Source organism: Spirillospora sp. NPDC029432 (genome assembly GCF_040703975.1).
Lineage (GTDB): Bacteria > Actinomycetota > Actinomycetes > Streptosporangiales > Streptosporangiaceae > Spirillospora.
In genome coordinates this window covers 41,628-63,312 of sequence record NZ_JBEZWH010000025.1, presented here as the reverse complement: position 1 = coordinate 63,312, position 21,685 = coordinate 41,628, and the positions used below count along the sequence as shown (strand labels likewise).

26 protein-coding genes are annotated in these 21,685 nt (G+C 70.5%); 13 read left to right on the top strand and 13 right to left on the bottom strand.

Going from position 1 to position 21,685, the window contains the following annotated elements; all coding sequences use genetic code 11:
* Positions 1-4 precede the first annotated feature (4 nt).
* Positions 5-385 (bottom strand): VOC family protein, encoded by a 381-nt coding sequence (locus AB0881_RS21060; protein WP_366618967.1) that lies wholly within the window; start codon positions 383-385, stop codon positions 5-7.
* A gap of 30 nt (positions 386-415) precedes the next feature.
* On the opposite strand from AB0881_RS21060, the gene AB0881_RS21055 reads away from it, so the two are divergent.
* The 3 genes from AB0881_RS21055 to AB0881_RS21045 all read left to right on the top strand — a co-directional run bounded on the left by AB0881_RS21055 (position 416) and on the right by AB0881_RS21045 (position 2,382).
* Positions 416-667, top strand: a complete 252-nt coding sequence (locus AB0881_RS21055) for a hypothetical protein (RefSeq protein WP_366618965.1) — start codon at positions 416-418, stop codon at positions 665-667.
* An 87-nt stretch (positions 668-754) separates the two neighbouring features.
* Positions 755-1,111: a YciI family protein gene (locus AB0881_RS21050; RefSeq protein WP_366618964.1), complete on the top strand. Its 357-nt coding sequence runs from the start codon at positions 755-757 to the stop codon at positions 1,109-1,111.
* Positions 1,112-1,131: 20 nt separating this feature from the next.
* Positions 1,132-2,382 (top strand): RNA polymerase sigma factor, encoded by a 1,251-nt coding sequence (locus AB0881_RS21045; RefSeq protein WP_366618962.1) that lies wholly within the window; start codon positions 1,132-1,134, stop codon positions 2,380-2,382.
* Between the two features lie 69 nt (positions 2,383-2,451).
* Here AB0881_RS21045 and AB0881_RS21040 read toward each other — a convergent pair whose 3' ends face one another.
* Positions 2,452-3,198, bottom strand: a complete 747-nt coding sequence (locus AB0881_RS21040) for a helix-turn-helix domain-containing protein (protein WP_366619032.1) — start codon at positions 3,196-3,198, stop codon at positions 2,452-2,454.
* 193 nt (positions 3,199-3,391) lie between these two features.
* Complete coding sequence (locus tag AB0881_RS21035; RefSeq protein WP_366618960.1) at positions 3,392-4,270, bottom strand: LysR family transcriptional regulator; 879 nt, start codon at positions 4,268-4,270, stop codon at positions 3,392-3,394.
* Between the two features lie 199 nt (positions 4,271-4,469).
* Here AB0881_RS21035 and AB0881_RS21030 point away from each other — a divergent pair, with 199 nt between their 5' ends.
* The 4 genes from AB0881_RS21030 to AB0881_RS21015 all read left to right on the top strand — a co-directional run bounded on the left by AB0881_RS21030 (position 4,470) and on the right by AB0881_RS21015 (position 8,043).
* Positions 4,470-5,387: a GNAT family N-acetyltransferase gene (locus tag AB0881_RS21030; RefSeq protein ID WP_366618958.1), complete on the top strand. Its 918-nt coding sequence runs from the start codon at positions 4,470-4,472 to the stop codon at positions 5,385-5,387.
* Between the two features lie 224 nt (positions 5,388-5,611).
* A complete protein-coding gene (locus tag AB0881_RS21025; protein WP_366618956.1) occupies positions 5,612-6,274 on the top strand; it encodes a DUF4097 family beta strand repeat-containing protein in 663 nt (220 codons plus the stop codon).
* 39 nt (positions 6,275-6,313) lie between these two features.
* A complete protein-coding gene (locus tag AB0881_RS21020; protein ID WP_366618954.1) occupies positions 6,314-7,273 on the top strand; it encodes an ATP-binding cassette domain-containing protein in 960 nt (319 codons plus the stop codon).
* Positions 7,270-8,043, top strand: a complete 774-nt coding sequence (locus AB0881_RS21015; protein WP_366618952.1) for an ABC transporter permease — start codon at positions 7,270-7,272, stop codon at positions 8,041-8,043. The genes AB0881_RS21020 and AB0881_RS21015 overlap by 4 nt, the downstream gene beginning before the upstream one ends.
* Here the strand turns inward: AB0881_RS21015 and AB0881_RS21010 are convergent.
* Together AB0881_RS21010 and AB0881_RS21005 are read right to left on the bottom strand one after the other, a co-directional pair.
* Positions 8,030-8,335: an NAD-dependent epimerase/dehydratase family protein gene (locus AB0881_RS21010; protein WP_366618951.1), complete on the bottom strand. Its 306-nt coding sequence runs from the start codon at positions 8,333-8,335 to the stop codon at positions 8,030-8,032. The two genes, AB0881_RS21015 and AB0881_RS21010, sit on opposite strands and share 14 nt — an antisense overlap.
* A 94-nt stretch (positions 8,336-8,429) precedes the next feature.
* Positions 8,430-8,891 carry a hypothetical protein gene (locus tag AB0881_RS21005; protein WP_366618949.1) on the bottom strand — a complete coding sequence of 154 codons (462 nt, stop codon included), beginning with the start codon at positions 8,889-8,891 and terminating at the stop codon, positions 8,430-8,432.
* A 210-nt stretch (positions 8,892-9,101) separates the two neighbouring features.
* On the opposite strand from AB0881_RS21005, the gene AB0881_RS21000 reads away from it, so the two are divergent.
* Entirely contained in the window at positions 9,102-9,698 is a 597-nt protein-coding gene (locus AB0881_RS21000) for a hypothetical protein (RefSeq protein ID WP_366618947.1), read from the top strand.
* 10 nt (positions 9,699-9,708) lie between these two features.
* Positions 9,709-10,293, top strand: a complete 585-nt coding sequence (locus tag AB0881_RS20995) for a hypothetical protein (protein WP_366618945.1) — start codon at positions 9,709-9,711, stop codon at positions 10,291-10,293.
* Between the two features lie 75 nt (positions 10,294-10,368).
* Here the strand turns inward: AB0881_RS20995 and AB0881_RS20990 are convergent, their stop codons facing one another.
* The 5 genes from AB0881_RS20990 to AB0881_RS20970 all read right to left on the bottom strand — a co-directional run bounded on the left by AB0881_RS20990 (position 10,369) and on the right by AB0881_RS20970 (position 15,467).
* Complete coding sequence (locus AB0881_RS20990) at positions 10,369-11,364, bottom strand: hypothetical protein (protein WP_366618943.1); 996 nt, start codon at positions 11,362-11,364, stop codon at positions 10,369-10,371.
* Between the two features lie 30 nt (positions 11,365-11,394).
* Positions 11,395-12,732 carry a hypothetical protein gene (locus AB0881_RS20985; protein ID WP_366618942.1) on the bottom strand — a complete coding sequence of 446 codons (1,338 nt, stop codon included), beginning with the start codon at positions 12,730-12,732 and terminating at the stop codon, positions 11,395-11,397.
* 378 nt (positions 12,733-13,110) lie between these two features.
* Positions 13,111-14,448 carry a hypothetical protein gene (locus tag AB0881_RS20980; protein ID WP_366618941.1) on the bottom strand — a complete coding sequence of 446 codons (1,338 nt, stop codon included), beginning with the start codon at positions 14,446-14,448 and terminating at the stop codon, positions 13,111-13,113.
* A 207-nt stretch (positions 14,449-14,655) separates the two neighbouring features.
* A complete protein-coding gene (locus AB0881_RS20975; protein ID WP_366618940.1) occupies positions 14,656-15,096 on the bottom strand; it encodes a MerR family transcriptional regulator in 441 nt (146 codons plus the stop codon).
* The gene (locus tag AB0881_RS20970; protein WP_366618938.1) at positions 15,093-15,467 is read right to left on the bottom strand and encodes a hypothetical protein; all 375 of its coding nucleotides are present in this window, start codon (positions 15,465-15,467) and stop codon (positions 15,093-15,095) included. The genes AB0881_RS20975 and AB0881_RS20970 overlap by 4 nt, the downstream gene beginning before the upstream one ends.
* A gap of 231 nt (positions 15,468-15,698) precedes the next feature.
* Between AB0881_RS20970 and AB0881_RS20965 the strand changes: the two genes are divergently transcribed.
* Entirely contained in the window at positions 15,699-15,995 is a 297-nt protein-coding gene (locus AB0881_RS20965; protein WP_366618936.1) for a hypothetical protein, read from the top strand.
* A complete protein-coding gene (locus tag AB0881_RS20960) occupies positions 15,992-16,339 on the top strand; it encodes a hypothetical protein (protein ID WP_366618934.1) in 348 nt (115 codons plus the stop codon). Before AB0881_RS20965 ends, AB0881_RS20960 begins: the two co-directional genes overlap by 4 nt.
* A gap of 58 nt (positions 16,340-16,397) precedes the next feature.
* Here AB0881_RS20960 and AB0881_RS20955 read toward each other — a convergent pair whose 3' ends face one another.
* From AB0881_RS20955 to AB0881_RS20945, 3 genes are all read right to left on the bottom strand, one after another.
* Positions 16,398-16,982 carry a Uma2 family endonuclease gene (locus AB0881_RS20955; RefSeq protein ID WP_366618933.1) on the bottom strand — a complete coding sequence of 195 codons (585 nt, stop codon included), beginning with the start codon at positions 16,980-16,982 and terminating at the stop codon, positions 16,398-16,400.
* 129 nt (positions 16,983-17,111) lie between these two features.
* A complete protein-coding gene (locus tag AB0881_RS20950; RefSeq protein WP_366618931.1) occupies positions 17,112-18,254 on the bottom strand; it encodes a hypothetical protein in 1,143 nt (380 codons plus the stop codon).
* Positions 18,251-18,856, bottom strand: coding sequence for an RNA polymerase sigma factor (locus AB0881_RS20945; protein WP_366618929.1), 606 nt, complete (start codon positions 18,854-18,856; stop codon positions 18,251-18,253). The genes AB0881_RS20950 and AB0881_RS20945 overlap by 4 nt, the downstream gene beginning before the upstream one ends.
* 282 nt (positions 18,857-19,138) lie before the next feature.
* On the opposite strand from AB0881_RS20945, the gene dnaK reads away from it, so the two are divergent.
* Both dnaK and grpE read left to right on the top strand, forming a co-directional pair.
* A complete protein-coding gene (gene dnaK, locus AB0881_RS20940) occupies positions 19,139-21,007 on the top strand; it encodes a molecular chaperone DnaK (protein WP_366618928.1) in 1,869 nt (622 codons plus the stop codon).
* On the top strand, positions 21,004-21,654 hold the full coding sequence (grpE, locus tag AB0881_RS20935; RefSeq protein WP_366618927.1) for a nucleotide exchange factor GrpE: 651 nt from the start codon (positions 21,004-21,006) through the stop codon (positions 21,652-21,654). The genes dnaK and grpE overlap by 4 nt, the downstream gene beginning before the upstream one ends.
* The last annotated feature ends 31 nt before the right edge of the window (positions 21,655-21,685 follow it).

Sequence of the window (21,685 nt, the reverse complement as noted above, 5' to 3'; positions counted from 1 at the left end):
CCGGCTACCCGTACTGGACGATCTCGTGCCCGTTGCCGTCCTGATCACGGAAGGCGAACATCGGCGGCGTCCCCTCCCACTCCAGCAGCTCGTCCACCTCGACGCCCCGCGCCTTCATCGCGGCGTGCAGGGCGGCGGCGTCCCCGGTGCTGAACCGGACGCCGACCTCGCGCCCGGCGGGCTGCGCCGCGCTCTCCGGAACGAGCGCGACCTCCGTCCCCGACCCCGGCGGCGCCACCGTGATCCAGCGCCCCCCGAACCGCTCCAGCGGCACGTCCAGCCGCTTCTCCATGCCCAGCACACCCACGTAGAACGCGACGGCCTTGTCCTGATCGGTCACGGGTACCGCCACGGCCCCGATCCCGGTGACGCCCTGCTGATCCATCTCGTTCCTCCTGTACGCCGGGTTCACCGGATGACGACCGCGCGCGGCCGCGAAACTCATCGGCGGCGGAAGAAGTCCGCGGCGCGGTCCGGCAGGGCCGCGGGCCTGGTCCTGGGGTCGCTCGCCACCCTCGCGTACGCTCTGGCCAGGGGCTGGCCGCCGGTGGTGCCCGCCTGGGCGCTCGCCGCCGCGGCGGCCGCGACCCTGCTGCTGGGCGGCCTGGCGGGCCTCTACCCGGCCGTGCGGGCCGCCCGCCTGCCCCCGACCGACGCGCTGCGTTGAAAAAATCTCCGCCCGGGTGTCCATATGGGCGGGGCCCGTTCGTGGACATGGCGTACGACGTCCCGACAGACATACAGGAGCGGACCTATGAAGTACATGCTGCTGATCAACAGCGCCCCGATCGACGACGCGGGCCAGATCCCCGAGGACGACCCGTGCGAGATCCAGAAGTGGATCGAGTTCGACAAGGCGATCACGGACGCCGGCGTCGTCGTCGACTCCGCCTCGCTCGCGGACCTGACCACCGCCACCACCGTCCGGGTGAACGAGGCCGGCGAGCGCGTCATCACCACCGACGGGCCGTTCGCCGAGACCCGGGAGATCCTCGGTGGCTACTACGTCGTCGACGTCCCCGACCTCGACGCCGCGCTCGACTGGGCGGCGCGCTGCCCCGGCGCCCGCGACGGCGGCTCGATCGTCGTCCGCCCGGTCGGCGACCTCTAAGCGGGGCGGCGATGCCGGCGATGGACGACGGGGCCGCCGTCACGGCGGAGGCGGTGTTCCGGGAGGAGCACGGGCGGCTGCTGGCCGCGCTCGCCCGCCGCTTCGGCGACCTGGACCTGGCCGAGGAGGTCGCCGCCGACGCGATCGAGGCGGCGCTGGTGCACTGGCCCGCCCGCGGCGTACCGCCCAACCCCGGCGCCTGGCTGATGACCACGGCCCGGCGCAAGGCCGTCGACCGGCTCCGCCGCGACAAGGCGTACGCGGCCCGGCTCGCCCTCCTCCAGGTGGAGGCCGACCGGGCCGCCCCGCCCGCCACCGGCGACGAACTCCCCGACGAACGGCTGCAGCTCTTCTTCACCTGCGCCCACCCGGCGCTGCCCGCCGAGGACCGCGGCGCGCTCACCCTGCGCTGCCTCGCCGGGCTGACGACACCCGAGGTCGCGCGGGCGTACCTCGTCCCGCAGGAGACGATGGCCAAGCGGATCGTGCGCGCCAAGAAGAAGATCCGCGAGGCCCGGATCCCGTTCCGGGTGCCCGGCCCGGACGAGCTGCCCGGACGCCTGCCCGGCGTCCTCCAGGTCCTCTACTCGATCTTCACGGAGGGGTACACCGCCAGCTCGGGCCCCGACCTGCAGCGCCGCGACCTCGCCGACGAGGCGATCCGGCTCGCCCGCATCCTGCACCGCCTCCTGCCCGCCGAACGCGAGGTCACCGGCCTCCTCGGGCTGATGCTCCTGATCCACGCCCGCCGCGACGCCCGCACCGGCCCGGCCGGCGAGCTCGTCCTGCTCGACGACCAGGACCGCGGCCGCTGGGACCGCCCAATGATCGAGGAAGGCCTGCGCCTCGTCCCGGCCGCCCTCGCCGGCGGCCCGCCCGGCCCGTACGGCGTGCAGGCCGCGATCGCCGCCCTGCACGACGAGGCCGCCGACGTCGCCACCACCGACTGGCCGCAGATCGTCGCGCTGTACGACGTCCTGCTGACCCTCGTCCCGTCCCCGATCGTCCGCCTCAACCGCGCCGCCGCCATCGCCATGCGCGACGGCCCCGAGGCCGGCCTGGCCCTCCTCGACGAACTCGCCGCCGAGCCCCGCCTGCGCCGCCACCACCCGTACCCCGCGGCCCGCGCCGACCTCCTCCAACGCCTCGGCCGCCGCACCGAGGCCGCCGCCGCGTACCGCCAGGCCCTCACCCTCGCCGGCACGGCCCCCGAACGCGCCCTCATCCAACGCCGCCTCACCGAATTAGAGGAGCCGGACGAAGGTCCCTAGAGGGTGCGGAGCTCGGCGGGCACTTCCAGACGTCCCCGGCCCACCAGTACGGGGTCTGCCGTTCGGGGGTTATTCGTGGGCTCGGGTCGGCTCGGCTGGGGGCGTATCGAGTCCGCTGTAGAGGACTTCGCGGGCCTGTTCGGCGGCGCGGAGGAGGCTCTCGGTGACGAAGTCGAGGAAGCGGGCGGAGTTCTCCAGGCGGGTGGCGGCCGGGGTGCCGGCGCCGAGGATGGCGACGCCCTGCCGCGCGGCCTGGACGAACTGGTCGTTGTCCCGGGCGCTGCGGAGCATGCCCTGGTACCAGAGCTCGTCATCGACGACATAGCGTTCGCGGCGGCCTTCGTCGCGCTGGCGGCGGACGAGGTCGAGGTCGGCGAGGAACGTGATCGCCTTGGAGACGGACGCCGGGCTGACCTGGAGGCGCTGGGCGAGTTCGGCCGCCGTGAGGCTGCCGCTGTCGGTGGTGTAGAGGCAGGCCATCACCCGGGCCATCATCTTGGGCAGGCCCGAGGTCATGAAGACGGTGGCGAGGGTCTCCTCGTAGTCGCGTACGGCGTCGGCGTCGCGCCCGTACGGCTGGGGCTCGGCCGCCTGCCCGCGGGACGAGGCGGGTCGGCGCCGGTGGGCGCGGCGTTCGGTGGCGCGGTGGGCCAGGTCGGCGCGGTAGCCGGTGGGTCCGCCGTTACGCATCACCTCGCGCGTGACCGTGGAGGTGGGGCGTTCGAGGCGTCTGGCGATCTCCGCGTAGGCGAGGCCGTCGGCCAGCCCCAGCGCGATCTGCTGGCGCTCCTGCTGGGTGAGCCTGCCTCCCGGCATCGCGATCTCCTCCGTGCTCATCGGCGCGGCCGCCAGCCTAGCGCCCGCTCTCGTTCCATTGCAACGGAGGGTGGTGAGCATTGCGTTAAGCGGCGATCCATTGCAATGAATCAGCGCTTCTGTGTGGGGTGTTGCCAAGCGTGTGCAACGCACAGCTTACGGCTTCCATGAAGGCAACGTAGCGTTTCTGCTGTCAGAAATGAGTTTCCGTGCTGGCGGCGAAGGCGCGGACCAGCGGGGTGGCGTTCGCGGTGTGCCAGGCGAAGGCCCACCGGCAGGGCGGGGCGTCGCGGACGGGGACGTAGACCAGGTTAGGGCGGGGGTAGAACCGGGCGGTCTCGGCGGGGGTGGCGATGACGGCCTCCCCGGCGCCGACCGCCTTGAGCTGGTCGTCCCAGGTGGAGACGGTGGGGCCGCGGGGGATCAGGCGCCCCGACGGCGTGCGGAAGGGCTGGAAGGTCTCCTCCATGGAGGCCGGGATCGGTGACCGGTGCGCCACGAAGGTCAGGTCGCCGTAGTCCTCCAGGCCGACCGATTCGCGGTCGGCGTAGGGATGGGTGGCGGCCATGACGAGGACGATCGGTGAGGTGTGGGTGATCGGGCCGACGGTGATGTCGGGTTCGCGGACCGGCAGCCACAGGTGGGCCACATCGATCTCGCCCTCCTGGAGCGGGGTGAGCGGATCGACGGGGTTGAGATCGCGGTGGAGGAGCCGGACACCGGGGTGGCGGGTCCGGAACCGGTCGAGAACGTCGTCGAGCATCCAGCCCTGGGGGCCCATGGTGCCGAGCGTGAGCGTGCCCGAGACCTCGCGGGCGGCGTCCGACACCTCCTCGATCCCGTCGATGATCTGCTGGTAGGCGGGCCGGAGGAGCCGGTAGAGGCGTTCGCCGTCCGCGGTGAGGCGGACGGTCCGGGACGTGCGGGCGAACAGGGGCGCGCCGATGCGGCGTTCGGCCTTCTTGATGACGTGGCTGACCCGGGACGGGGTGATGTGCAGCCGTTCGGCGGTGCGTCCGAAGTGCAGTTCCTCGGCCAGCGCCAGGAAGATCTCGATGTCCCGAAGCTCCATGAAACCCCCTGGATCGATCGTGAACCTAGCGGTCACCGCTGCGTTGACACAACTCGCATCGATGACCGGCCGGGCAACGCTGCCTTGCCGACTTCGCCGTTGTTCGGCGGCGGCCGTCCCGCCAGCCTGTTGACGGGCGCTCCACGCGCTGACCGGGCGGAACGCCGGGCGGGCCGATGACAGGGATGGGACGTGACCGATGACGAAGGCGGCTGACCGGGCGGCGCGGGTACGCGTCGCGCGGGCCGATCCGGCGCGGGAGGAGCCGGACGGGCCGCGCCTGCGGGCCTGGCACGCGGTGGTCACCGCGTCCATGGCCGAGGACGCGCCCGGTACGGCGCCCGTGGACCCCGAGCGGTTCCACGCCCTCCTGACCGGTGGGGCGACGGCCGTCTGGACGGCGACCCGCGCGGGCCAGGTCGTCGGGCTGGCGGTGCTGCGCCCGCCGTCCACCACCGCGACGGGACGCGCGTACGTGCACGTCCATCCGGTGCACCGGCGCCGGGGCGTCGGGGACGAACTGGTGGCCGCGCTGGCCGCCGAGGCGCGCGCCCGCGGCCTGCGCGGCGCCGTCGCGGCCGTTCCCGTGGGCGGGACCGGCGACGCCTTCTGCCTGCGGCGCGGCCTGACCCGCGTACGGACGCTGCACCATCTGCTGCTGTCGCTGCGCGAGCTACATCCGGGCTGGCTGGACGAGATGGTCGCGGTCGAGCATCCGGGCTACCGGCTGGTCAGGGCCGCGCGGATCGCTCCACCGGGCCGCGCCGGCGCCGTTCCCGGCGATGTGCTGCTGACGGTCGCCGCCGAGCACGGCCGCAAGGTCGTCGGCTGCACGGAGGTGGTGGTCCCCGGCGGCGACGGGCCCCGCGCGACCCAGCACGACCGCCCGCCGGCCGGCGACCACCACGGCCTGGGGCTGGATCTGTGGGTGAAGGCGACGATGCTGCGCCTGCTGTACGACCGGTACCCGCAGGTCATCGAGGTCGCCACCGACAGCCCCGGGGACGACGCCGAGTTGCTGGCCGTCAACCGCCACTTGGGGTTCTGGCTGCACCACCGGACCAACGAGTACCGCCTCGACGTCGGGTCCGGAAGGGAGTCGTGGCCCGCGTCCTGAGCGTCCGCCCCTCCCGCTCCGCGGCCTCCCCGTAGCCTTCACCTTCATCACAATGCAACGAACGATCCTGATCGTTGCATTATCTGTCAGCGTTGTTGCAATGATTAAGTGGAATCTACCTGCGAAAATGCTGTGCGAGCGCAACGTGAGTGTTGTCGGAACCAGAAAAGCAACGTAGCGTTTGCGATGTCAGAAAGAGCGAACGCACCACAAGGAGAACGAGAATGAACACCTACGCCACCCCCGCCCCGATCACCGCCCGCCTGGACGTGCCCGCCGGCCGCGTGCAGTTCATCGCCGCCGACCGCGCCGACACCACCGTCGAGGTCCTGCCGGCCAGCCCCTCCAAGAGCCGCGACGTCAAGGCGGCCGAGGAGAGCACGGTCGACTTCGCCGACGGCGTGCTGCGCGTCAAGGTTCCGGTCAGGAACCAGTACATCGGCTCCGGCGGTGCGGTCGAGGTGACCGTTCAGCTGCCCGCCGGCTCGCGGGTCGAGGTGAAGGCGGCCGCCACCGAACTGCGCGCCGTGGGACGCCTCGGCGAGGTCTCCTTCGACGGCGCCTACCGGCAGATCAAGCTGGACGAGGCCACGAGCGTGCACCTGGCCGCCACCGACGGCGACGTCGAGGTCGGCCGGCTGGACGGCGACGCCGAGATCAGCACCCAGCGCGGCGACATCCGCATCGCCGAAGCCACCGGCGGCACCCTGGAGCTGACCACGCAGTCCGGCGACATCTCCGTCGCCGCCGCGGCCGGCGTCTCGGCCGCCATGGACGCCGGCACCGGCCACGGCCGCGTCACCAACGCCCTGAAGAACGACGGCGCCGCCGGGCTGACCATCCGGGCCACCACCTCCCACGGCGACATCGCCGCCCGCAGCCTCTAACCCCTTCGCACCCCCCGCACCCCCGTAAGGAGCAGGAACATGACGAATCTGGCCATCGCAGCCACCGGGCTGCGCAAGTCCTACCCCGGTAAGGACGGCGACAAGGTCGTGCTCGACGGCATCGACCTGCACGTCCCCCAGGGCACGATCTTCTCGCTGCTCGGCCCGAACGGCGCCGGCAAGACCACCACCGTCCAGATCCTGTCCACGCTGATGCGGGCGGACGGCGGCGAGGTGCAGGTGGCCGGGTTCGACTTGGCCCGCCAGGCCGACGACGTGCGCGGCGCGATCGGCGTCACCGGCCAGTACTCCGCGGTCGACAAGCTGCTGACCGGTGAGGAGAACCTGCTGCTGATGGCCGACCTGCACCACCTGTCCCGCAAGGACGGGAAGCGCAAGGCCGCCGAGCTGCTGGAGCGCTTCGACCTCGTCGAGGCGGCCCGCAAGCCCGCCTCCACCTACTCCGGCGGCATGGCCCGCCGGCTGGACCTGGCGATGACACTGGTCGGGGACCCCCGGCTGATCTTCCTGGACGAGCCCACCACCGGCCTGGACCCGCGCAGCCGCCGCTCCATGTGGCAGATCGTCCGCGAGCTGGTCGCGTCCGGCGTCACCATCTTCCTGACCACCCAATACCTGGAAGAGGCCGACCAGCTCGCCGACCACATCGCCCTGCTCGACCACGGCACCCTGATCGCCGAAGGCACCGCCGACGAACTCAAGCGGCTCATCCCCGGCGGCCACATCCAGCTCACCTTCGCCGACGCGCGGCTGCTCGACGCCGCCCACGTGCTCGTCGGCACCGGCATCGCCGACCCCGAGACGCTCACCCTGCGGGTCCCCAGCGACGGCGGTGTGGACGCGGTCCGCGAACTGCTCGTCGCCCTGGACGAGCGTTCGATCGGCGTCGCCGAGATGAGCGTCCACACCCCCGACCTCGACGACGTCTTCCTCACCCTGACCGGTCAGCAGAACCAGAAGCAGGAGGCCACCCGATGAGCACCCTGACCCTCGCCGCCCGCGACTCGGCCACCATGGTCCGCCGCCAGCTCAAGCGCCTGATCCGCTACCCCTCCATGACCATCCAGCTGATCATCACACCCGTGATCCTGCTGCTGCTGTTCGTCTACGTCCTCGGCGGCACCCTCGGCGCCGGCATCGGCGGCGGCCGCGACACCTACGTCAACTACGTCCTGCCCGGCATCCTGCTGATGGCCGCCGCCACCGCCGCCACCGGAACCGCCGTCATGGTCGCCACCGACATGACCGAAGGCATCATCGCCCGCTTCCGCACCATGCGCATCTCCCGCGCCTCCGTCCTGACCGGCCACGTCGTCGGCAGCGTCGTCCAGCAACTACTCGGCATGGTTGTCCTGATCGCCATCGCGTTCGCGATCGGGTTCCGCCCCAACGCCACCCCCCTCGAATGGCTCGCCACCGCCGGACTGCTCACCCTGTTCATCATCGCCATCACCTGGCTGTCGGTCGCCCTCGGCCTGAAGTCCTCCACCCCCGAGGCCGCCAGCAACGCCCCCATGCCGCTGGTCCTGCTGCCCTTCCTCGGCAGCGGCTTCGTCCCCACCCACGACATGCCCACCGCCCTGCGCTGGTTCGCCGACTACCAGCCCTTCACCCCCATCATGGAAACCGTCCGCGGCCTCACCCTCGGCACCGAAATCGGCAACAGCGCCGCCATCGCCACCACCTGGTGCACCGCCATCGCACTCGCCTCCTACCTCTGGGCCAAGCACACCTTCAACAAGGCCTGACCATGAACGGGCCGAACAGGGCCGCCAGACCACCCGGTCCGGCGGCCCTGACCCCTTTTGTACGCGGGTGAGCTTGTCTGGATTCAGGACGGCGAAGAGGGCGTGGACGCGGCCCCCGCGGACGTCCGCGGTGACGATCTGGTGGAAGCCGTCGATGGTCAGGCTCAGCCTCCACCCCCGCCTCCGCCCGCCCGGAACGGGACAGCGCGATCACCTCATGCCCGGTGCTGCCCAGCAACGGGACCAGCTGCCGGCCGACGACCCCGGTGGCTCCGGCGACGAGAACTCGCATGACCACTCCTGACGTTCCGTGGATGTACCGGAATCAGGACGGCCGGCCCCCTTCCGCCGTGACCACTCGCCGTGTGATGTGGCTCACTCATGCGTCAGTAATGCCAGCAGTAGACACCACTGCCGTCCCCGGCCTGGACGGCGGTCCGCGCAAGCTGCGCCACGCCCTGCAGGATCTCCAGCGGATCGTCATCGGTCATGTCGTCGCCGTCCTCCAGCCGGAGTCGCTCGGCCCAGAGTTCCGCCAGGTCACGCAACTGGTCCGCGGTGGCCCTGGCCAGCGCGCGGACCAGCTTCTCCGGCAGGACGAACACCCCGGTGCCGTCGTTGACGATGGGCGCGACGTAACGAGGCCAGGCGCCCTTGCCCGAGTGGAAAAGCTCCTCCTGCGGCGGGACGCCGCCCGGCAGATCGTCGAAATACGCCTGCCACGTCACGACCGCGTCGTCCGGGTAGAAGTCATGGCAGACCACCGAGGGCATCGCCGGCCACGGCCCCCGGGCTCGCGCCGAAGCGGCGATCGCGTCGTTGGACGCGATAAAGAACGCGATGTCCACCCCGGCATGATGCCAGCCGCACCACAGAGCTCCCGCACGCCACCCCTCATCTTGGACTGTTAGCACCAAACGCTAAAAGACACTCCGGATGTGACAATTACAAAAACACTTCTTGCTCGCCTCGCCGAACCGACGTAGCTTCACGGAAACGGCATGGAGCGAACCCTCCCGCTCGGGTCGCGCCTTTCCACTCCTGGAAGGGATCGAAGCATGGTACGAGCGATCATCAGACGCATCTCCATTCTGCTGACCGCGCTCGCCGCGGCCCTCTCCCTCGCGATCCAGCCGGCGTCCGCCGCCGGCTGGGTCATCTCCGAACCCCACGGGACGCCCGTCGAGTTCAGAGGACTCGGGGTCGTGTTCAGTTCGAGCGGGGGCACGTTCCTGACCTGTGCCCAGCACTCCATGTACGGCACGCTCGCCGATCCGGCGCCGGTGAAGTTCGCCGAGCTCGAAAGCCACGCATTCACCAACTGCACCGGTCCGCTGGGCCTCACGATGACCGTGAGTGCGGGCAGCGATGTATGGGACCTCAACGCCGTTTCCATGACCAGTGACCCCGATAGAAACAATGTCGAGTTGGTGAACGTGGAAATGCACCTCAGCGGTGCGGGGTGCTCCGCAAGGCTCACCGGCGCGATTCCGGGCGTCTACTACAACAATGGAGCCGTTCTGAGCTTCGGCGACGGCATGTACCTGACCGCGTCCAACGTCTCAGGGTGCCTCGGCCTCGTCACGAACGGTTCCTCGGTCGGCATCACGGCCGACTACGAGGCCGATCCGCCGTTCACCCTCATCTACCAGTAGGCGCCGCATCATGAGACGCATCGTTATCTTGCTGACCGCGCTCGCCGCGGCCCTCTCCCTCACGATCCGCCCCGCCTCGGCCACCGGCTGGATCATCTCCGAACCCCACGGCACCCTGGTCTGGTTCAGCGGGCTCTCGGTGTCGCTCGTATCCCCCGGAGGCGCGACGCTGGCCTGCGAGGAGCACTACATGGGCGGCGCGCTCATCAACAGGCCCGACCCGCGAATCGCCTTACTGAACGACCAGGGATTCACCAGATGCGGCGGTCCGTTCGGCATGGTGTTCGAGATGTACGTGAGCAACACCTGGGAACTCACCGCCATCTCCCCGACAGCGGACCCCGACGTCAACAACGTCGTTCTGACGAACATCTCGCTGCACCTCAACGGACCGGCCTGCAGCGCCTCGTTCACCGGCTCGATCCCGGGCACCTACGACAACGAGACCGCGGAACTGCACCTCGACGGCACCGGCAGCGCGTCCCTCACCGCCTCCTCCGTGTCCGGCTGCCTCGGGATCGTCCGGAACGGAGACATCTTCACCTGGACGGGCGACTACCTGGCCGACCCGCCGTTCACACTCCACATGGAGTAACGAGCCCCGTTGCGCCACAAGGTTTCCAGCCCGTGGGACGAAGTGCTCACGGAGGTCACGCACGGTCGGCGTGGTTCAGGAGGTAGGGGCAGACCTGACAAGAATCTCGGCGAACTCGCGCACAGCGGGCCGCTCCCGCTTATCCGCAGGGACGGCGCGCAGGACCGTTCTGCCGGTCTCAGTGATCATCTGGCTGCGGTACGAGCCCGGCAGCCCGTCGAGAATCTCGGCGGCCTGCCGGGCGCCCTGGTCGATGCCGCCGGCCACCGCCGTGCAGAGCGCGTCGTGCAGGCGCACCTGGACGGATACCTGGTAGTCCGGATTGGACGAGGCCAGCACGAGTTCGCTAGCGCGGGACGCCTGCTTCTCGTCGCCGACCCCGGCGAAGACCATGTTCTCGGCGAAATGCAGATGCCCGTTGTTCCAGTAACCCGGCATGACGCCTTTCGGGGCGGGCGCTGTGGCGGCCAGGTCGCGGTAGGTGTTCAGTACGCGGCGAGCTTCCCCGCGACGACCGAGAAGGGCGAGGGCTTTCGCCTGCGAGCAGGCGACCAGGGCCATGCCCGTGGACGGTGCCCGCCCCGCGATCTGCTGGGCGCTCTGAGTGAGCCGCAGGACGGTCCCCGCGTCACGCTGGCCGTACAAGCCGTGACCCGCTTCCGTGGCGCGGATGCCGAGGCGAAGTTCGAGGTCCCCGGACACATCGGCCGCGGCCTTCGCGGTACGCCACCACTGGATCGCGGAGCCGTGCTCGCCGAGACGCGTCAGCGCGGCCGCGTGCAGGGTCGAGAGCGCGGCCACGACAAGCTGGAGATCGCGGTCGTCTTCACCGGCGGCATGGAGCTGCCGCTGGAGCGCGAGCAGGTCCACCATGAGGTCGTTCCGTACCTGTACGGGCGGACGGGTGCGCAGCGCGTGCAGATGGTCGTCGCAGGCCAGTTCCCAGTCCTCGACGGATCGGGCCCTGCTGTTCAGGGCCAGGGTGAGCAGGTCGCGAACGGATACTCCGGGCGAAGCGACCGCTCCGGCACTCAACCCGAGGGCGGCCAGCAGCAGTAGGCGACGCTCCATCTCGTCCCAATCGAAAGGTGCCGTTTCTGCTCAGGTCGCGGACGCGACCTGCGGCGCGGGGGCAGTCCTGGTGAGGACGTCGGCGAACTCGCGCACGGCGGGCCGTTCCCGCTTTTCCGCAGGCACGGCGCGCAGGACCGTTCTGCCGGTCTCAGTGATCATCTGGCTGCGGTACGAGCCCGGCAGCCCGTCAAGAATGGCGGCGGCCTGCCGGGCGCCCTGGTCGACACCGCCGGTCGCGACCGTGCAGAGGGCCTCGTGAAGCCGGACGTTCGCGATGTACTGGTAGTCGAGGAACGGGTGGGCCAGGACCTGGTCCCGCGCGGTGTCCGCCGCTTGCTCCTCGCCGGCCGCCGCATGGACCCAGCTCTGGGTGAAGCGGATCTGGTCGCTGGTCCAGTAGGCGGGGATGAGATCCGAAGGCCAGTCGTCGGGGGCGGCGTTCACGAATCCGCGCAGCACTCGCTTGGCCTCCGCATGCCTGCCGAGGAGGGAGAGCGCCTTCGCCTGCGTACCGGCGATGAGGGCCACGCCGAGAGAAGGACGGCTTCCCGCGATCTGCTGGACCTGGCGCGTGAGGTGCAGCACGGTCGCCGGATCGCGCTGCCCGTAGAGACCGGCGCCCGCCTCCGAGCGCCGGACCATGAGGCGCAGGTCAAGGTCCCCGGTGGCGTCGGCCGTCGTCCGGCCCGTACGCCACCAGCGGATCGCCGCACCGTGCTCCCCGAGCCGGGTCAGGATGTTGCCGTGCAGGGTCGACAGGGCGGCCAGTACGCGCAGCAGTTCCGTGGTGTCCTCGTCGCCCGCACCCTGAATCTGCCGCTGGAGGGCGAAAAGGTCGAGGACGAGGTCTTCGCGGGCCTCCTGCGGTGGGCGCGTACGGAGGGCGTAGAGGTGGTCGGCGCAGGCGAGATACCAGTCGTCGATGCCGCGCGGTGCGCTGGTCAGGGCGGCGTCCAGCAATTGGCGCGCCGTCTCCCCGAGCGATGCGAACCCTCCCGCACCCACGCTGAGGATGGCCAACTGCAGCAGGCGTCGACGCTCCATCTCGCCCCAATCGTGGGGAGTGTCCGTCTTTTGGACGCTACCCAGGTCGGGTGATTCTGACTCGGAATAGGTGAAGAGTTCGTTCTCGGTCGTGCCGTACGCGAGGGCGTACAGGAGGCGATAGCGGGGCCCGACGCCGTGGTCGGCGGCCTCGTGGCCGCGGATCGTTCGTTCGAGATCTCGGGGTTTGGGGAGTTCTCGTCGGATCCGCTCGGGAGCGACTTCGCGGATGCGTTCGGCGAGGCCGGTGACGGTGTAGCCGCCGGTGTTGCGGCGGTTGCGCAGTATTGCGGCGGTACGGGTGGTGTCGCGGGCTGGCATGGCCTCAACCCTCCGTGTGATCTGCGGATATCCGCGGATACGCAGGCCGTTTCCGCGCTCACCTGTACGTATCACGGTCACTGTGAGTCGCGACGTCCTTTCGTGAAGTAACGACGGGGAGATGTTGCTTGCTCCCGAGGTGAGGCGGCCCTGGACGGTGTATGGCGCCGTGGCCACGAGGGTGCCGCAGCCCATCACGGTCAGGATGAGGCCGCGTTCTTACAGGGCCCCGCGGATCGCAGGCGACGCCGTACTCCACGGCGAGGTCGCGCTTGGCGGGGAGGCGGCCGGGCTTCAGTTCACTGGCGGCGATGCGCGCGGCGATGTGGTCGGCGACCTGGACGTACACGTACGCGAAACCGTCAAGTGTGCGGCGGTTCAGGCTGTGGGGAGGGCGTTCGGAGCGGGAGCGGTTTTCACGAGGAGCTCTGCGAATTCCCGTACGGCGGGCCGCGTCCTTTTCTCTCCCGGAATGGTGCCGAGCACGGCCTTGCCGGTCTCGGTGATCAACTGGCTGCGGTACGGGATCGGTAGTGCATCGAGTATGCCCGCCGCCATCCGAGCGCCCTCGTCGATCCCGCCGTTCACGATGGTGCAGCGGGCGGCGTGGAGCTTGACGTTGGTCATGTACAGGTATTCGCCGGGACGGTTGTGACTGAGCACGATCTCGCGAGCCCTGCCCGCCTCGGCCTCCTTCCCCGCGCCCCCGTAGACCCAGCTCTCCGCGAAGTGCGGCTGGTCGAAGGTCCAGAGAGTCGGGAAGACGCTCGCGCGGCCATCCGTTCCGTCGTAGTGCACGAACAGGTGCAGTGCTCGCTGGGCTTCGTCGTGGCGGCCGAGGAGGGAGAGAGCCTTCGCTCGGGTGCCTGATAGATCGGCCTTCCAGAAGGAAGGGCGGTCGCCTGCGAGTCGCTCTGCGGCGTTCACCAGTCGGAAAACGGTTCGCAGGTCGCGCTGGCCGTAGAGGCCGAAACCGGCTTCCTCGGTACGGACCATCATGCGTACGTCGAGGTAGCCGGACGCGTCGGCGGCCGCCTTGGCCGTGCGCCACCATTGGAGTGCGGGGCCGTGCTCGCCCAGGCGGGTCAGGACGTTCGCGTGGAGTGTGGAGAGCGCCGCCGCGATCCGGTGCAATTCGGGGACGTCCTTGTCCCGCGTAGTCTTCAGTTGGCGGTGAAGGGCCAGCAGTTCGACGCTCAAGCTCTCGCGTACCTGGAGCGGCGGGCGGGTGCGGAGGCCGTGGAGCTGGTCGACGCAGGTCATCACCCAGTCGTCGATGGAGCGGGACTCGCTGTCCACGGCGAGGTCGAGCAGTTGGCGTACGGCTTCTCCGGATGAGGCGAACGTGCCGGCGCCCAGTCCGAGGGCCGCCAGCAGCAGGCGTCGACGCTCCATCTCGTCCCAATCGTGAGGAGTGTCTGTGCCTTGATGGCTACCCCGTCCGGATTGTTCTGACTCGGAGGGGGCGAAAAGCTCGTCCTCGGTGGTGCCGTACGCGAGGGCGTACAGGAGCCGGTATCGGGGGCCGACGGAATGCTCGCCCGCTTCGTGGCCGCGGATGGTGCGTTCGAGGTCTCGGCGGCTGGGGAGCTCTCGCCTGATCTGTTCAGGGGCGACCTCGCGGATGCGTTCGGCGAGGCCGGTGACGGTGTAGCCGCCGGTGTTGTGGCGGTTGCGCAGTATTGCGGCGGTACGGGTGGTGTCGCGGGCTGGCATGGCCTCAACCCTCCGTGTGATCTGCGGATATCCGCGGATACGCAGGCCGTTTCCGCGCTCACCTGTACGTATCACGGTGACTGTGAGTCGCGGGACTATTTCGTGAAGTGACGGCGGGAGGGTTTGCTTGCCGCCGGGACAGGCGGGCTCGCCGTGGTCAGCGGATAAGCGCGGATACGCGGTGCGTCCGTGCTTATCCGTTCGCCATCACGGCGCCTCTCCGGTGTTGGCCAGGTCGGTGAACGGCAGGGGGCAGTCCTGCTCGGCGGCGCAGGTGAGGAGGTCGTCGCACCCGGCGGCCAGGGCCTGGCGCAGTGTGGCCGCGATGGCCTGGAGGCCGGTGATTCTGGCTTCGACCTCGGTGAGCTTGGTGTGAGCGCGGTCGCGCAGGCCGGTGTCAGGGCGCCGGTGGCGGTGGGTGCCGGCCTCCAGGAGTTCGGCTACCTCGTCCAGGGTGAAGCCGAGCCGTTGCGCGGTCTTGATGACACGCAGCGTCGTCACCGCCTCGGCGGGATACAGCCGGTGCCCGCCGGGGGTGCGGTCCGGCTCGTTCAGGAGGCCGCGGCGCTCGTAGTAGCGCAGCGTCTGCTGGTTCACTCCGGCCGCGGCCGCGACCTGCCCGCTGCGCAACCGGCCGCCGGTGGTCATGGCCGCGTCCCCGCGGTGCTCCTGTCGGCGGCGCGGGCGGCCAGCGCGTCCAGTACCTCGATGTGCGGCTCGTCGACGGTGACGTCCAGAGCTAGCGCGCCGCCGGTGGTGGTCAGGGTGAAGGTGAAGAAGGAGCAGCACCCGGTCTCGCGGGTGGCCAGTTCGGCCGCTCGTGCGGCGACCGCCGGGTCGGGGCGCAGTTCCAGGCGCACCTGGCCTGGACCCGTGGGCCGCACCCGGGTCACCGCTTCGGCGAACAGCGCGTCGAACTCCGCCAGCCGCAGCGGCCGCTCGGCGGTCGGCAGCGTGCACGCGCGCGGCGTCCATTCCATGTCCTGACCTGCGTCGTCCGGCACCCGCTGTAGGTCCATGCCTTCGACGGTAAGCCTGTACCCAGGTACCGGATGCAAGCCGGGCGGCGGATATTCGCGGATGCGCTGCGTATCCGCGCTTATCCGTCCCTATCACGGTGACTCTGCGGTGCCGAGGCGCTTCACTGGGTGACGGCGGGCGTGCTTGCCCGCTCCAGAGACAAAGCGGCCCCGGACGGTGTTGCAGCACCGTTTGCCCGGGGCCTTGATCCGACAACGGAGGTCGGACCCATGGGCGATCGTACGACCGAGACCGGGCCGCTCGCAGTGCTCGGCGACTTCCTGACCGCGTGCGGCTTCACTGTGGAACGGGACGCGGGCGGCCTCAGGGTGAGCAATCCGCAGGTCCGGGGCTGCTGCACGGTGGTGAGCGACACGGTCACCTGCCGGGAGCGGGCCGAGGACGGCGGGCGGATGTGGTTCTGGACGTCGTGGGGCTGGCCGATCGCGCCCGCCGACCGGGTGACGGACGCCGCGCTGCGCGTGCTGGAGTACCTGGGTGAACGCTCCCACGGAGCCGGACGATGACCGCCGCGGCGCCGTGGACGGTGCTGGAGCTGAATCCGGAACGGGTCCTGGCCGAGCTGACGCGCCGGTTCCCGGGAGTGTGCGCGTGGCGGGGCGAGTACACCGGCTCCTGGTGGGCGGTGGTCCGCGACCGGTACGGGCGCGACCGGCTGATCGAGGCCGCCTCCCCCGCCGAGCTGGGACGCCGCCTGGAGGAGCTCGGCCGGTGGCGGGGCGTTCCGAGGTACGCGCGCACCCCCGCGCCGCCGAGGCCGAGACCCGCACCTTCGAGACCCCCGCGGGGCCCAGCGCGCCAGACACCGCCCAAACGGCGATCCCTGCTACGGCGGATGCTGGGGTTGTGAACCGGGCCCTTGGACATGTCCGATGCCGGGCCTGGTGCCCTGTGGCTTGCCCGTGGTGTCAGCGTTCGTGGACGGTCTTGAGGTCGATGTCGAGGGCGAAGGGCTGCGTTGCGGTGATGCGGCCGTGGTGTACGCCGGTCGCGACGTATCCACCGGTGGCGTCGTCGAGTTCGTAGGTGTAGACGGCGAACGCCGGTGCGGTCTGGTCGGTTTCCACCCGCCAGTAGTGCCGGATGCCCGTCCCCGCATACAGAGCCGGCTGCATCCGCCGGTCCTTCCGCTTGGTCGACGGTGACACCACCTCGGCGACGAGGGTGACCGACTCTGCGTGAATGGGACGTTCGTACGGGTCGTGTTCGGCCGAGTAGACGACGATGTCGGGGGCGATCTCGACCGGCTCCACTTCGTCGTCGTCCAGGAGCACGTCCACATCCGTGTCGACCTGCCAGGCGTCAGGGGCCGCGTCTTCGATACGGGTCGCCAGACGCCGCGCGATGCGCCGGTGGATCGGGCGGGGCCGTGGGCTCACGACGAGTTGTCCGTGGATGAGCCTCACACGTACTGGGAGGTCTTCGGGCAGCGCCTCGTAGTCTGCCCGAGTCCAGGTGTCACCGGACGGCAATGGCAGAGTCATCGCGGGCATGGCTCCTGGTGCCTCCGGTCGAGTCGGTACGGGTACTCAGCCCAGCGTAACTTCGGCGCATTCACCTGAACCTTCTCAAGGAACGGACGGGCCCGGTTCGTGGGTGGGGGGTGAACCGGGCCGTCGCGTTCAGGGGTGGCGTGGGGACTTGTCCGTCCAGCCGGCGCTGAGGACGAGCTCGCGGCTGAGGACGTCGCCGGGGCGCATCCCGGCCATCTTTCCGCCGGGCTTCACCACGACGCGGCGGCCGGCGAGGAGCTCGTACGTGCCGGGCTTCAGGATGAGCTGGTAGTCGTACACGGTGCCGGCCGCGGTGCCGCGGGCGGCCAGCCCGATGCCGGTACGGCCGCGGTCGTCGGTGACCTCGCCGATCGAGCGGACGCCGGAGACGTCGGCCAGGGCGCGGAAGGCGGCGGCCCGGACCTTCGGTGTGGCGGGCCGATGGGTGAGGAAGTCGTAGCCGGCCATGAGGCGGCCTCCGGCGTCGCCCGTGCCGAGCACCGCTTTGACCTGCTTCGGGTCCTCGGCGGTGTGCAGCCAGTCGCCGGGGGCCTGCTTGCGCGCGTGGCAGCTCCACCGGAGCGACGGGTCGCCCGGCCGGGCGCAGCGCTCGTCGCGCTTCTTGTTCATCAGCTTCTTCCGGGCCGGGTCGGTCTTGTCGGCCGTCCAGCCGCCGGAGCGCGCGCCGGGGGTCCTGCCCGGAACGGTGCTGAGGGTCGTCCAGCGGTCGTCCGACCACACGCGCATGGTCGCCGGCGAGCCGGCCTTGAGCCAGGCCGCCTTGTCGGCCAGGGTCAGCGGCTTGGCGCCCAGGTCGCGGGCGTAGTGGACGTCGGTGTCGGAGGTGGAACGGGCCGTCCACCGGTCCCACTGCGACTGGTGCCCGAGGATGGTGTAGCCGCCGGCGCCCTTGCCGACGCGGTACGCCTGGCCGTCGATCGTCTGGACGCGCCAGTAGCGCCCCTCGGGTTCCTGGGCCGCCTGCTCGGCCGCGGCGAGCAGGATCGAACGCGCGGATCCGTCGGCGCCCGGCTGCGGCGCCACCGTCCCGCCGCCCCCCAGCGCGGCGACGGCGACGGTGGCGGCGGCGCCCGCGGCGACCAGGCCGGTGAGGGCGAGCTGGAGCCGGCCGAACGGGAGCCGCCGGGTGCGGCGCGCGCCGCCGCGTCCGGCGATCTCGTCCTGCAGCGCCCTGAAAGCGGCCCCGGTCGCGCGTTCGGACGGGGGCGGCGGCTCCGGAAGGAGGTCGCGGACCGTCTTCGTCTCGTTCATGCAGTCGACTCCTCGGCGATGAGCATCGGGTTGACGCCGTCCAGGGCCTCGCGCAGCTTCTTGCGGGCGCGGTTAAGGCGGGAGGCCACCGTTCCGTTCTTGAGGTCCAGGGCCGCGGCGACCTCGTCGTACGTGAAGTCCGCGAGGGCGATCAGCAGCAGGACGTCGCGCTCGCCGGGCGACAGCCGGGCGAGGGCCCTGGCCAGTTCGCCGCCGGCCCCGCCCGCGGTCACCCAGGCGGCGACGCGGTCGTCGTGGCCCGGCGCGGCGCCGTCGGCCGGGGTACGGGCGAGGGCTCGGTAGCGGCGGCGCTCGGCGCGGCGGTGCAGGCCGACGAGGTTGGTGGCGATGCCGTACAGCCAGGGCCGTACGGCGCCTCTCGCCGGGTCGAAGCGGTCCCGGCGGCGGAACGCGGCCAGGAACGTCTCGGCGGCTATGTCGTCGGCGGCGTCGGTGCCGAGCCGCCGGGCGACATAGCCGTGGATCTCGTCGAAGTAGCGGTGGAACAGCTCGGCGAACAGCTCGGGCTCTTGCCGCGACCCCTCGATCAGCTCCGCGTCCCCGGGTGGCGGGTCGTCGCCCGGGGCTTGGCTTGGTGTCATGCGAGGTCCTTCTCATGGGGGAGGACGGTCACCCCGTACTCATCCGTACCGATGATTTGCCTTCGCGAGGGGCGTCCCAGGGAACCGGAATAGAGGGCTCATCCGTCCTGTTGTAGAAGGCGTCAGCAAAGTTGAGTCTCCTCGACTCAAGTGATTTGACAGTGAGGATGCCGCGGGGCACCCTAGCGAGCAGAGACTCGACCCGGCCGCGCCCCGTGGGGGGAGCGGGTGCGGCCGGGCGTTCATACGGAAGCGAAAGACCACCACGGAGGACGAGAGATCATGGCACGTGCGGTCGGTATCGACCTGGGGACGACCAACTCGGTCGTCGCGATTCTGGAGGGCGGCGAGCCCACCGTGATCGCCAACGCGGAGGGGTCGCGGACCACGCCGTCGGTGGTGGCGTTCGCCAAGAACGGTGAGGTGCTGGTCGGTGAGGTCGCCAAGCGGCAGGCGGTGACCAATGTCGATCGCACGATCCGGTCGGTCAAGCGGGAGATGGGCACCGACTGGAAGACCTCGATCGACGGTAAGGATTTCACGCCGCAGCAGATCAGCGCGTTCGTGCTGCAGAAGCTCAAGCGCGACGCCGAGGCCTACCTGGGGGAGAAGGTGACCGATGCGGTGATCACCGTGCCGGCGTACTTCTCCGATCATCAGCGGCAGGCGACCAAGGAGGCCGGGCAGATCGCCGGGCTGAACGTGCTGCGGATCATCAACGAGCCGACCTCGGCCGCGCTGGCCTATCACCTGGAGAAGGAGAACGAGGCCACGATCCTGGTGTTCGACCTGGGCGGCGGCACGTTCGACGTGTCGCTGCTGGAGGTCGGGGACGGGGTGGTGGAGGTCAAGTCGACCTCGGGTGACAACCACCTGGGCGGTGACGACTGGGACTCCAAGGTCGTGGACTGGCTGGTGGAGCGGTTCAAGAACGCCAACGGGGTGGATCTGGCCAAGGACAAGATGGCGCTGCAGCGGCTGCGGGAGGCGGCGGAGAAGGCCAAGATCGAGCTGTCGTCGTCGTCGGAGACGCAGATCAATCTGCCGTACATCACCGCGTCGGCGGAGGGTCCGCTGCATCTGGACGAGAAGTTGACGCGGGCGGAGTTCCAGCGGATGACGGCCGATCTGCTGGAGCGGACCAAGGCGCCGTTCCAGCAGGTGCTCAAGGACGCCAACATCAAGCTGTCCGACATCAACCAGGTGGTGCTGGTGGGCGGCTCGACCCGGATGCCCGCGGTGTCGGAGATGGTCAAGGAGCTGACCGGGGGCAAGGAGCCCAACAAGGGCGTCAACCCCGACGAGGTCGTCGCGATCGGCGCCAGCCTGCAGGCCGGTGTGCTCAAGGGCGAGGTCAAGGACGTCCTGCTGCTCGACGTCACCCCGCTCAGCCTCGGCATCGAGACCAAGGGCGGCATCTTCACCAAGATCATCGAGCGGAACACCACGATCCCGACCAAGCGCTCGGAGACCTTCACCACGGCCGACGACAACCAGCCGTCCGTGGAGATCCAGGTCTTCCAGGGCGAGCGCGAGATCGCCGCGTACAACAAGAAGCTCGGCACCTTCCAGCTCACCGGCCTGCCCCCGGCGCCGCGCGGCGTCCCGCAGATCGAGGTGACGTTCGACATCGACGCCAACGGCATCGTCAACGTCTCCGCGAAGGACCAGGGCACCGGCCGTGAGCAGTCGATGGTCATCACGGGCGGCTCGGCGCTGCCGAAGGACGACATCGACAAGATGATGCGCGAGGCCGAGGAGTACGCCGAGGAGGACCGCCGGCGCAAGGAGGAGGCCGAGGTCCGCAACCAGGCCGACACCCTCGCCTACTCCACCGAGAAGTTCCTGCGCGAGAACGACGAGAAGGTCCCCGCCGAGCTCAAGACCGAGGTCGAGGAGGCCGTCGCCGAGGTCAAGAAGAACCTCGAAGGCACCGACGTCGACGCGATCCGCACCAGCGCCGAGAAGCTGGCCCAGGTCAGCCAGAAGATGGGCGCCGCGATGTACGCCCAGAACCCCGAGGCGGGCGCGCAGGCCGGCGACGCCGGCCCGACGGCCGACGCGCAGGGCGGCGACACCGCGCAGGACGACGAGGTCGTGGACGCCGAGATCGTGGACGACGACAAGGACAAGAAGGACGGTGCCGCGTGACGACCCCTCCCAACAAGGGCGAGGGCGAGGAGCGCGAGGGCCCGGTGATCCGCGACAAGCGGCGCATCGACCCGGAGACGGGCGCGGTCCGGGAGCCGGCGGAGGCGCCGGCCGCCCCGGCGCCGCCGCCCGGCCCCGGGCAGGGCGGTGCGCCGGCCGGCGCTACGGCGCCGGAGGCGGGACCCGAGGCGGCCGCGCTCCAGGCCCAGCTCGACGAGCGCACCCTGGACCTGCAGCGGCTCAAGGCGGAGTACGACAACTACCGCCGGCGGGTCGAGCGGGACCGGGTCGCGGTCCGCGAGCAGGCCCTGGCCAACGTGCTGAACGAGCTGCTCCCGATCCTGGACGACATCGGCCGGGCCCGCGACCACGAGGAGCTGGTCGGCGGGTTCAAGTCGGTCGCCGAGGCGCTGGAGGCCGTGACCGGCAAGCTCGGCCTGGAGCGGTACGGCGAGAAGGGCGAGCCCTTCGACCCGACCGTGCACGAGGCGCTGATGCACGCGTTCTCGCCGGACGTCACCGAGACCAGTGTCTCGGACGTACTCCAGCCCGGCTACCGGATCGGCGAGCGGGTGCTGCGGCCCGCGCGGGTCGCGGTGGCCGAGCCCGAGGCGGGCGGCGGCGAGGCCCCCGCCGACGAGTCCTGATCCGGATCCGCTCGGACTCCGGGATGGGCGA

Bases quoted from the DNA above. Each gene is read 5' to 3' on its own strand.
- AB0881_RS21060 (WP_366618967.1), bottom strand. From the start codon at position 385: ATGGATCAGCAGGGCGTCACCGGGATCGGGGCCGTGGCGGTACCCGTG.
- AB0881_RS21055 (WP_366618965.1), top strand. From the start codon at position 416: ATGACGACCGCGCGCGGCCGCGAAACTCATCGGCGGCGGAAGAAGTCC.
- AB0881_RS21050 (WP_366618964.1), top strand. From the start codon at position 755: ATGAAGTACATGCTGCTGATCAACAGCGCCCCGATCGACGACGCGGGC.
- AB0881_RS21045 (WP_366618962.1), top strand. From the start codon at position 1,132: ATGGACGACGGGGCCGCCGTCACGGCGGAGGCGGTGTTCCGGGAGGAG.
- AB0881_RS21040 (WP_366619032.1), bottom strand. From the start codon at position 3,198: ATGCCGGGAGGCAGGCTCACCCAGCAGGAGCGCCAGCAGATCGCGCTG.
- AB0881_RS21035 (WP_366618960.1), bottom strand. From the start codon at position 4,270: ATGGAGCTTCGGGACATCGAGATCTTCCTGGCGCTGGCCGAGGAACTG.
- AB0881_RS21030 (WP_366618958.1), top strand. From the start codon at position 4,470: ATGACGAAGGCGGCTGACCGGGCGGCGCGGGTACGCGTCGCGCGGGCC.
- AB0881_RS21025 (WP_366618956.1), top strand. From the start codon at position 5,612: ATGAACACCTACGCCACCCCCGCCCCGATCACCGCCCGCCTGGACGTG.
- AB0881_RS21020 (WP_366618954.1), top strand. From the start codon at position 6,314: ATGACGAATCTGGCCATCGCAGCCACCGGGCTGCGCAAGTCCTACCCC.
- AB0881_RS21015 (WP_366618952.1), top strand. From the start codon at position 7,270: ATGAGCACCCTGACCCTCGCCGCCCGCGACTCGGCCACCATGGTCCGC.
- AB0881_RS21010 (WP_366618951.1), bottom strand. From the start codon at position 8,335: ATGCGAGTTCTCGTCGCCGGAGCCACCGGGGTCGTCGGCCGGCAGCTG.
- AB0881_RS21000 (WP_366618947.1), top strand. From the start codon at position 9,102: ATGGTACGAGCGATCATCAGACGCATCTCCATTCTGCTGACCGCGCTC.
- AB0881_RS20995 (WP_366618945.1), top strand. From the start codon at position 9,709: ATGAGACGCATCGTTATCTTGCTGACCGCGCTCGCCGCGGCCCTCTCC.
- AB0881_RS20990 (WP_366618943.1), bottom strand. From the start codon at position 11,364: ATGGAGCGTCGCCTACTGCTGCTGGCCGCCCTCGGGTTGAGTGCCGGA.
- AB0881_RS20985 (WP_366618942.1), bottom strand. From the start codon at position 12,732: ATGCCAGCCCGCGACACCACCCGTACCGCCGCAATACTGCGCAACCGC.
- AB0881_RS20980 (WP_366618941.1), bottom strand. From the start codon at position 14,448: ATGCCAGCCCGCGACACCACCCGTACCGCCGCAATACTGCGCAACCGC.
- AB0881_RS20975 (WP_366618940.1), bottom strand. From the start codon at position 15,096: ATGACCACCGGCGGCCGGTTGCGCAGCGGGCAGGTCGCGGCCGCGGCC.
- AB0881_RS20970 (WP_366618938.1), bottom strand. From the start codon at position 15,467: ATGGACCTACAGCGGGTGCCGGACGACGCAGGTCAGGACATGGAATGG.
- AB0881_RS20965 (WP_366618936.1), top strand. From the start codon at position 15,699: ATGGGCGATCGTACGACCGAGACCGGGCCGCTCGCAGTGCTCGGCGAC.
- AB0881_RS20960 (WP_366618934.1), top strand. From the start codon at position 15,992: ATGACCGCCGCGGCGCCGTGGACGGTGCTGGAGCTGAATCCGGAACGG.
- AB0881_RS20955 (WP_366618933.1), bottom strand. From the start codon at position 16,982: ATGCCCGCGATGACTCTGCCATTGCCGTCCGGTGACACCTGGACTCGG.
- AB0881_RS20950 (WP_366618931.1), bottom strand. From the start codon at position 18,254: ATGAACGAGACGAAGACGGTCCGCGACCTCCTTCCGGAGCCGCCGCCC.
- AB0881_RS20945 (WP_366618929.1), bottom strand. From the start codon at position 18,856: ATGACACCAAGCCAAGCCCCGGGCGACGACCCGCCACCCGGGGACGCG.
- dnaK (WP_366618928.1), top strand. From the start codon at position 19,139: ATGGCACGTGCGGTCGGTATCGACCTGGGGACGACCAACTCGGTCGTC.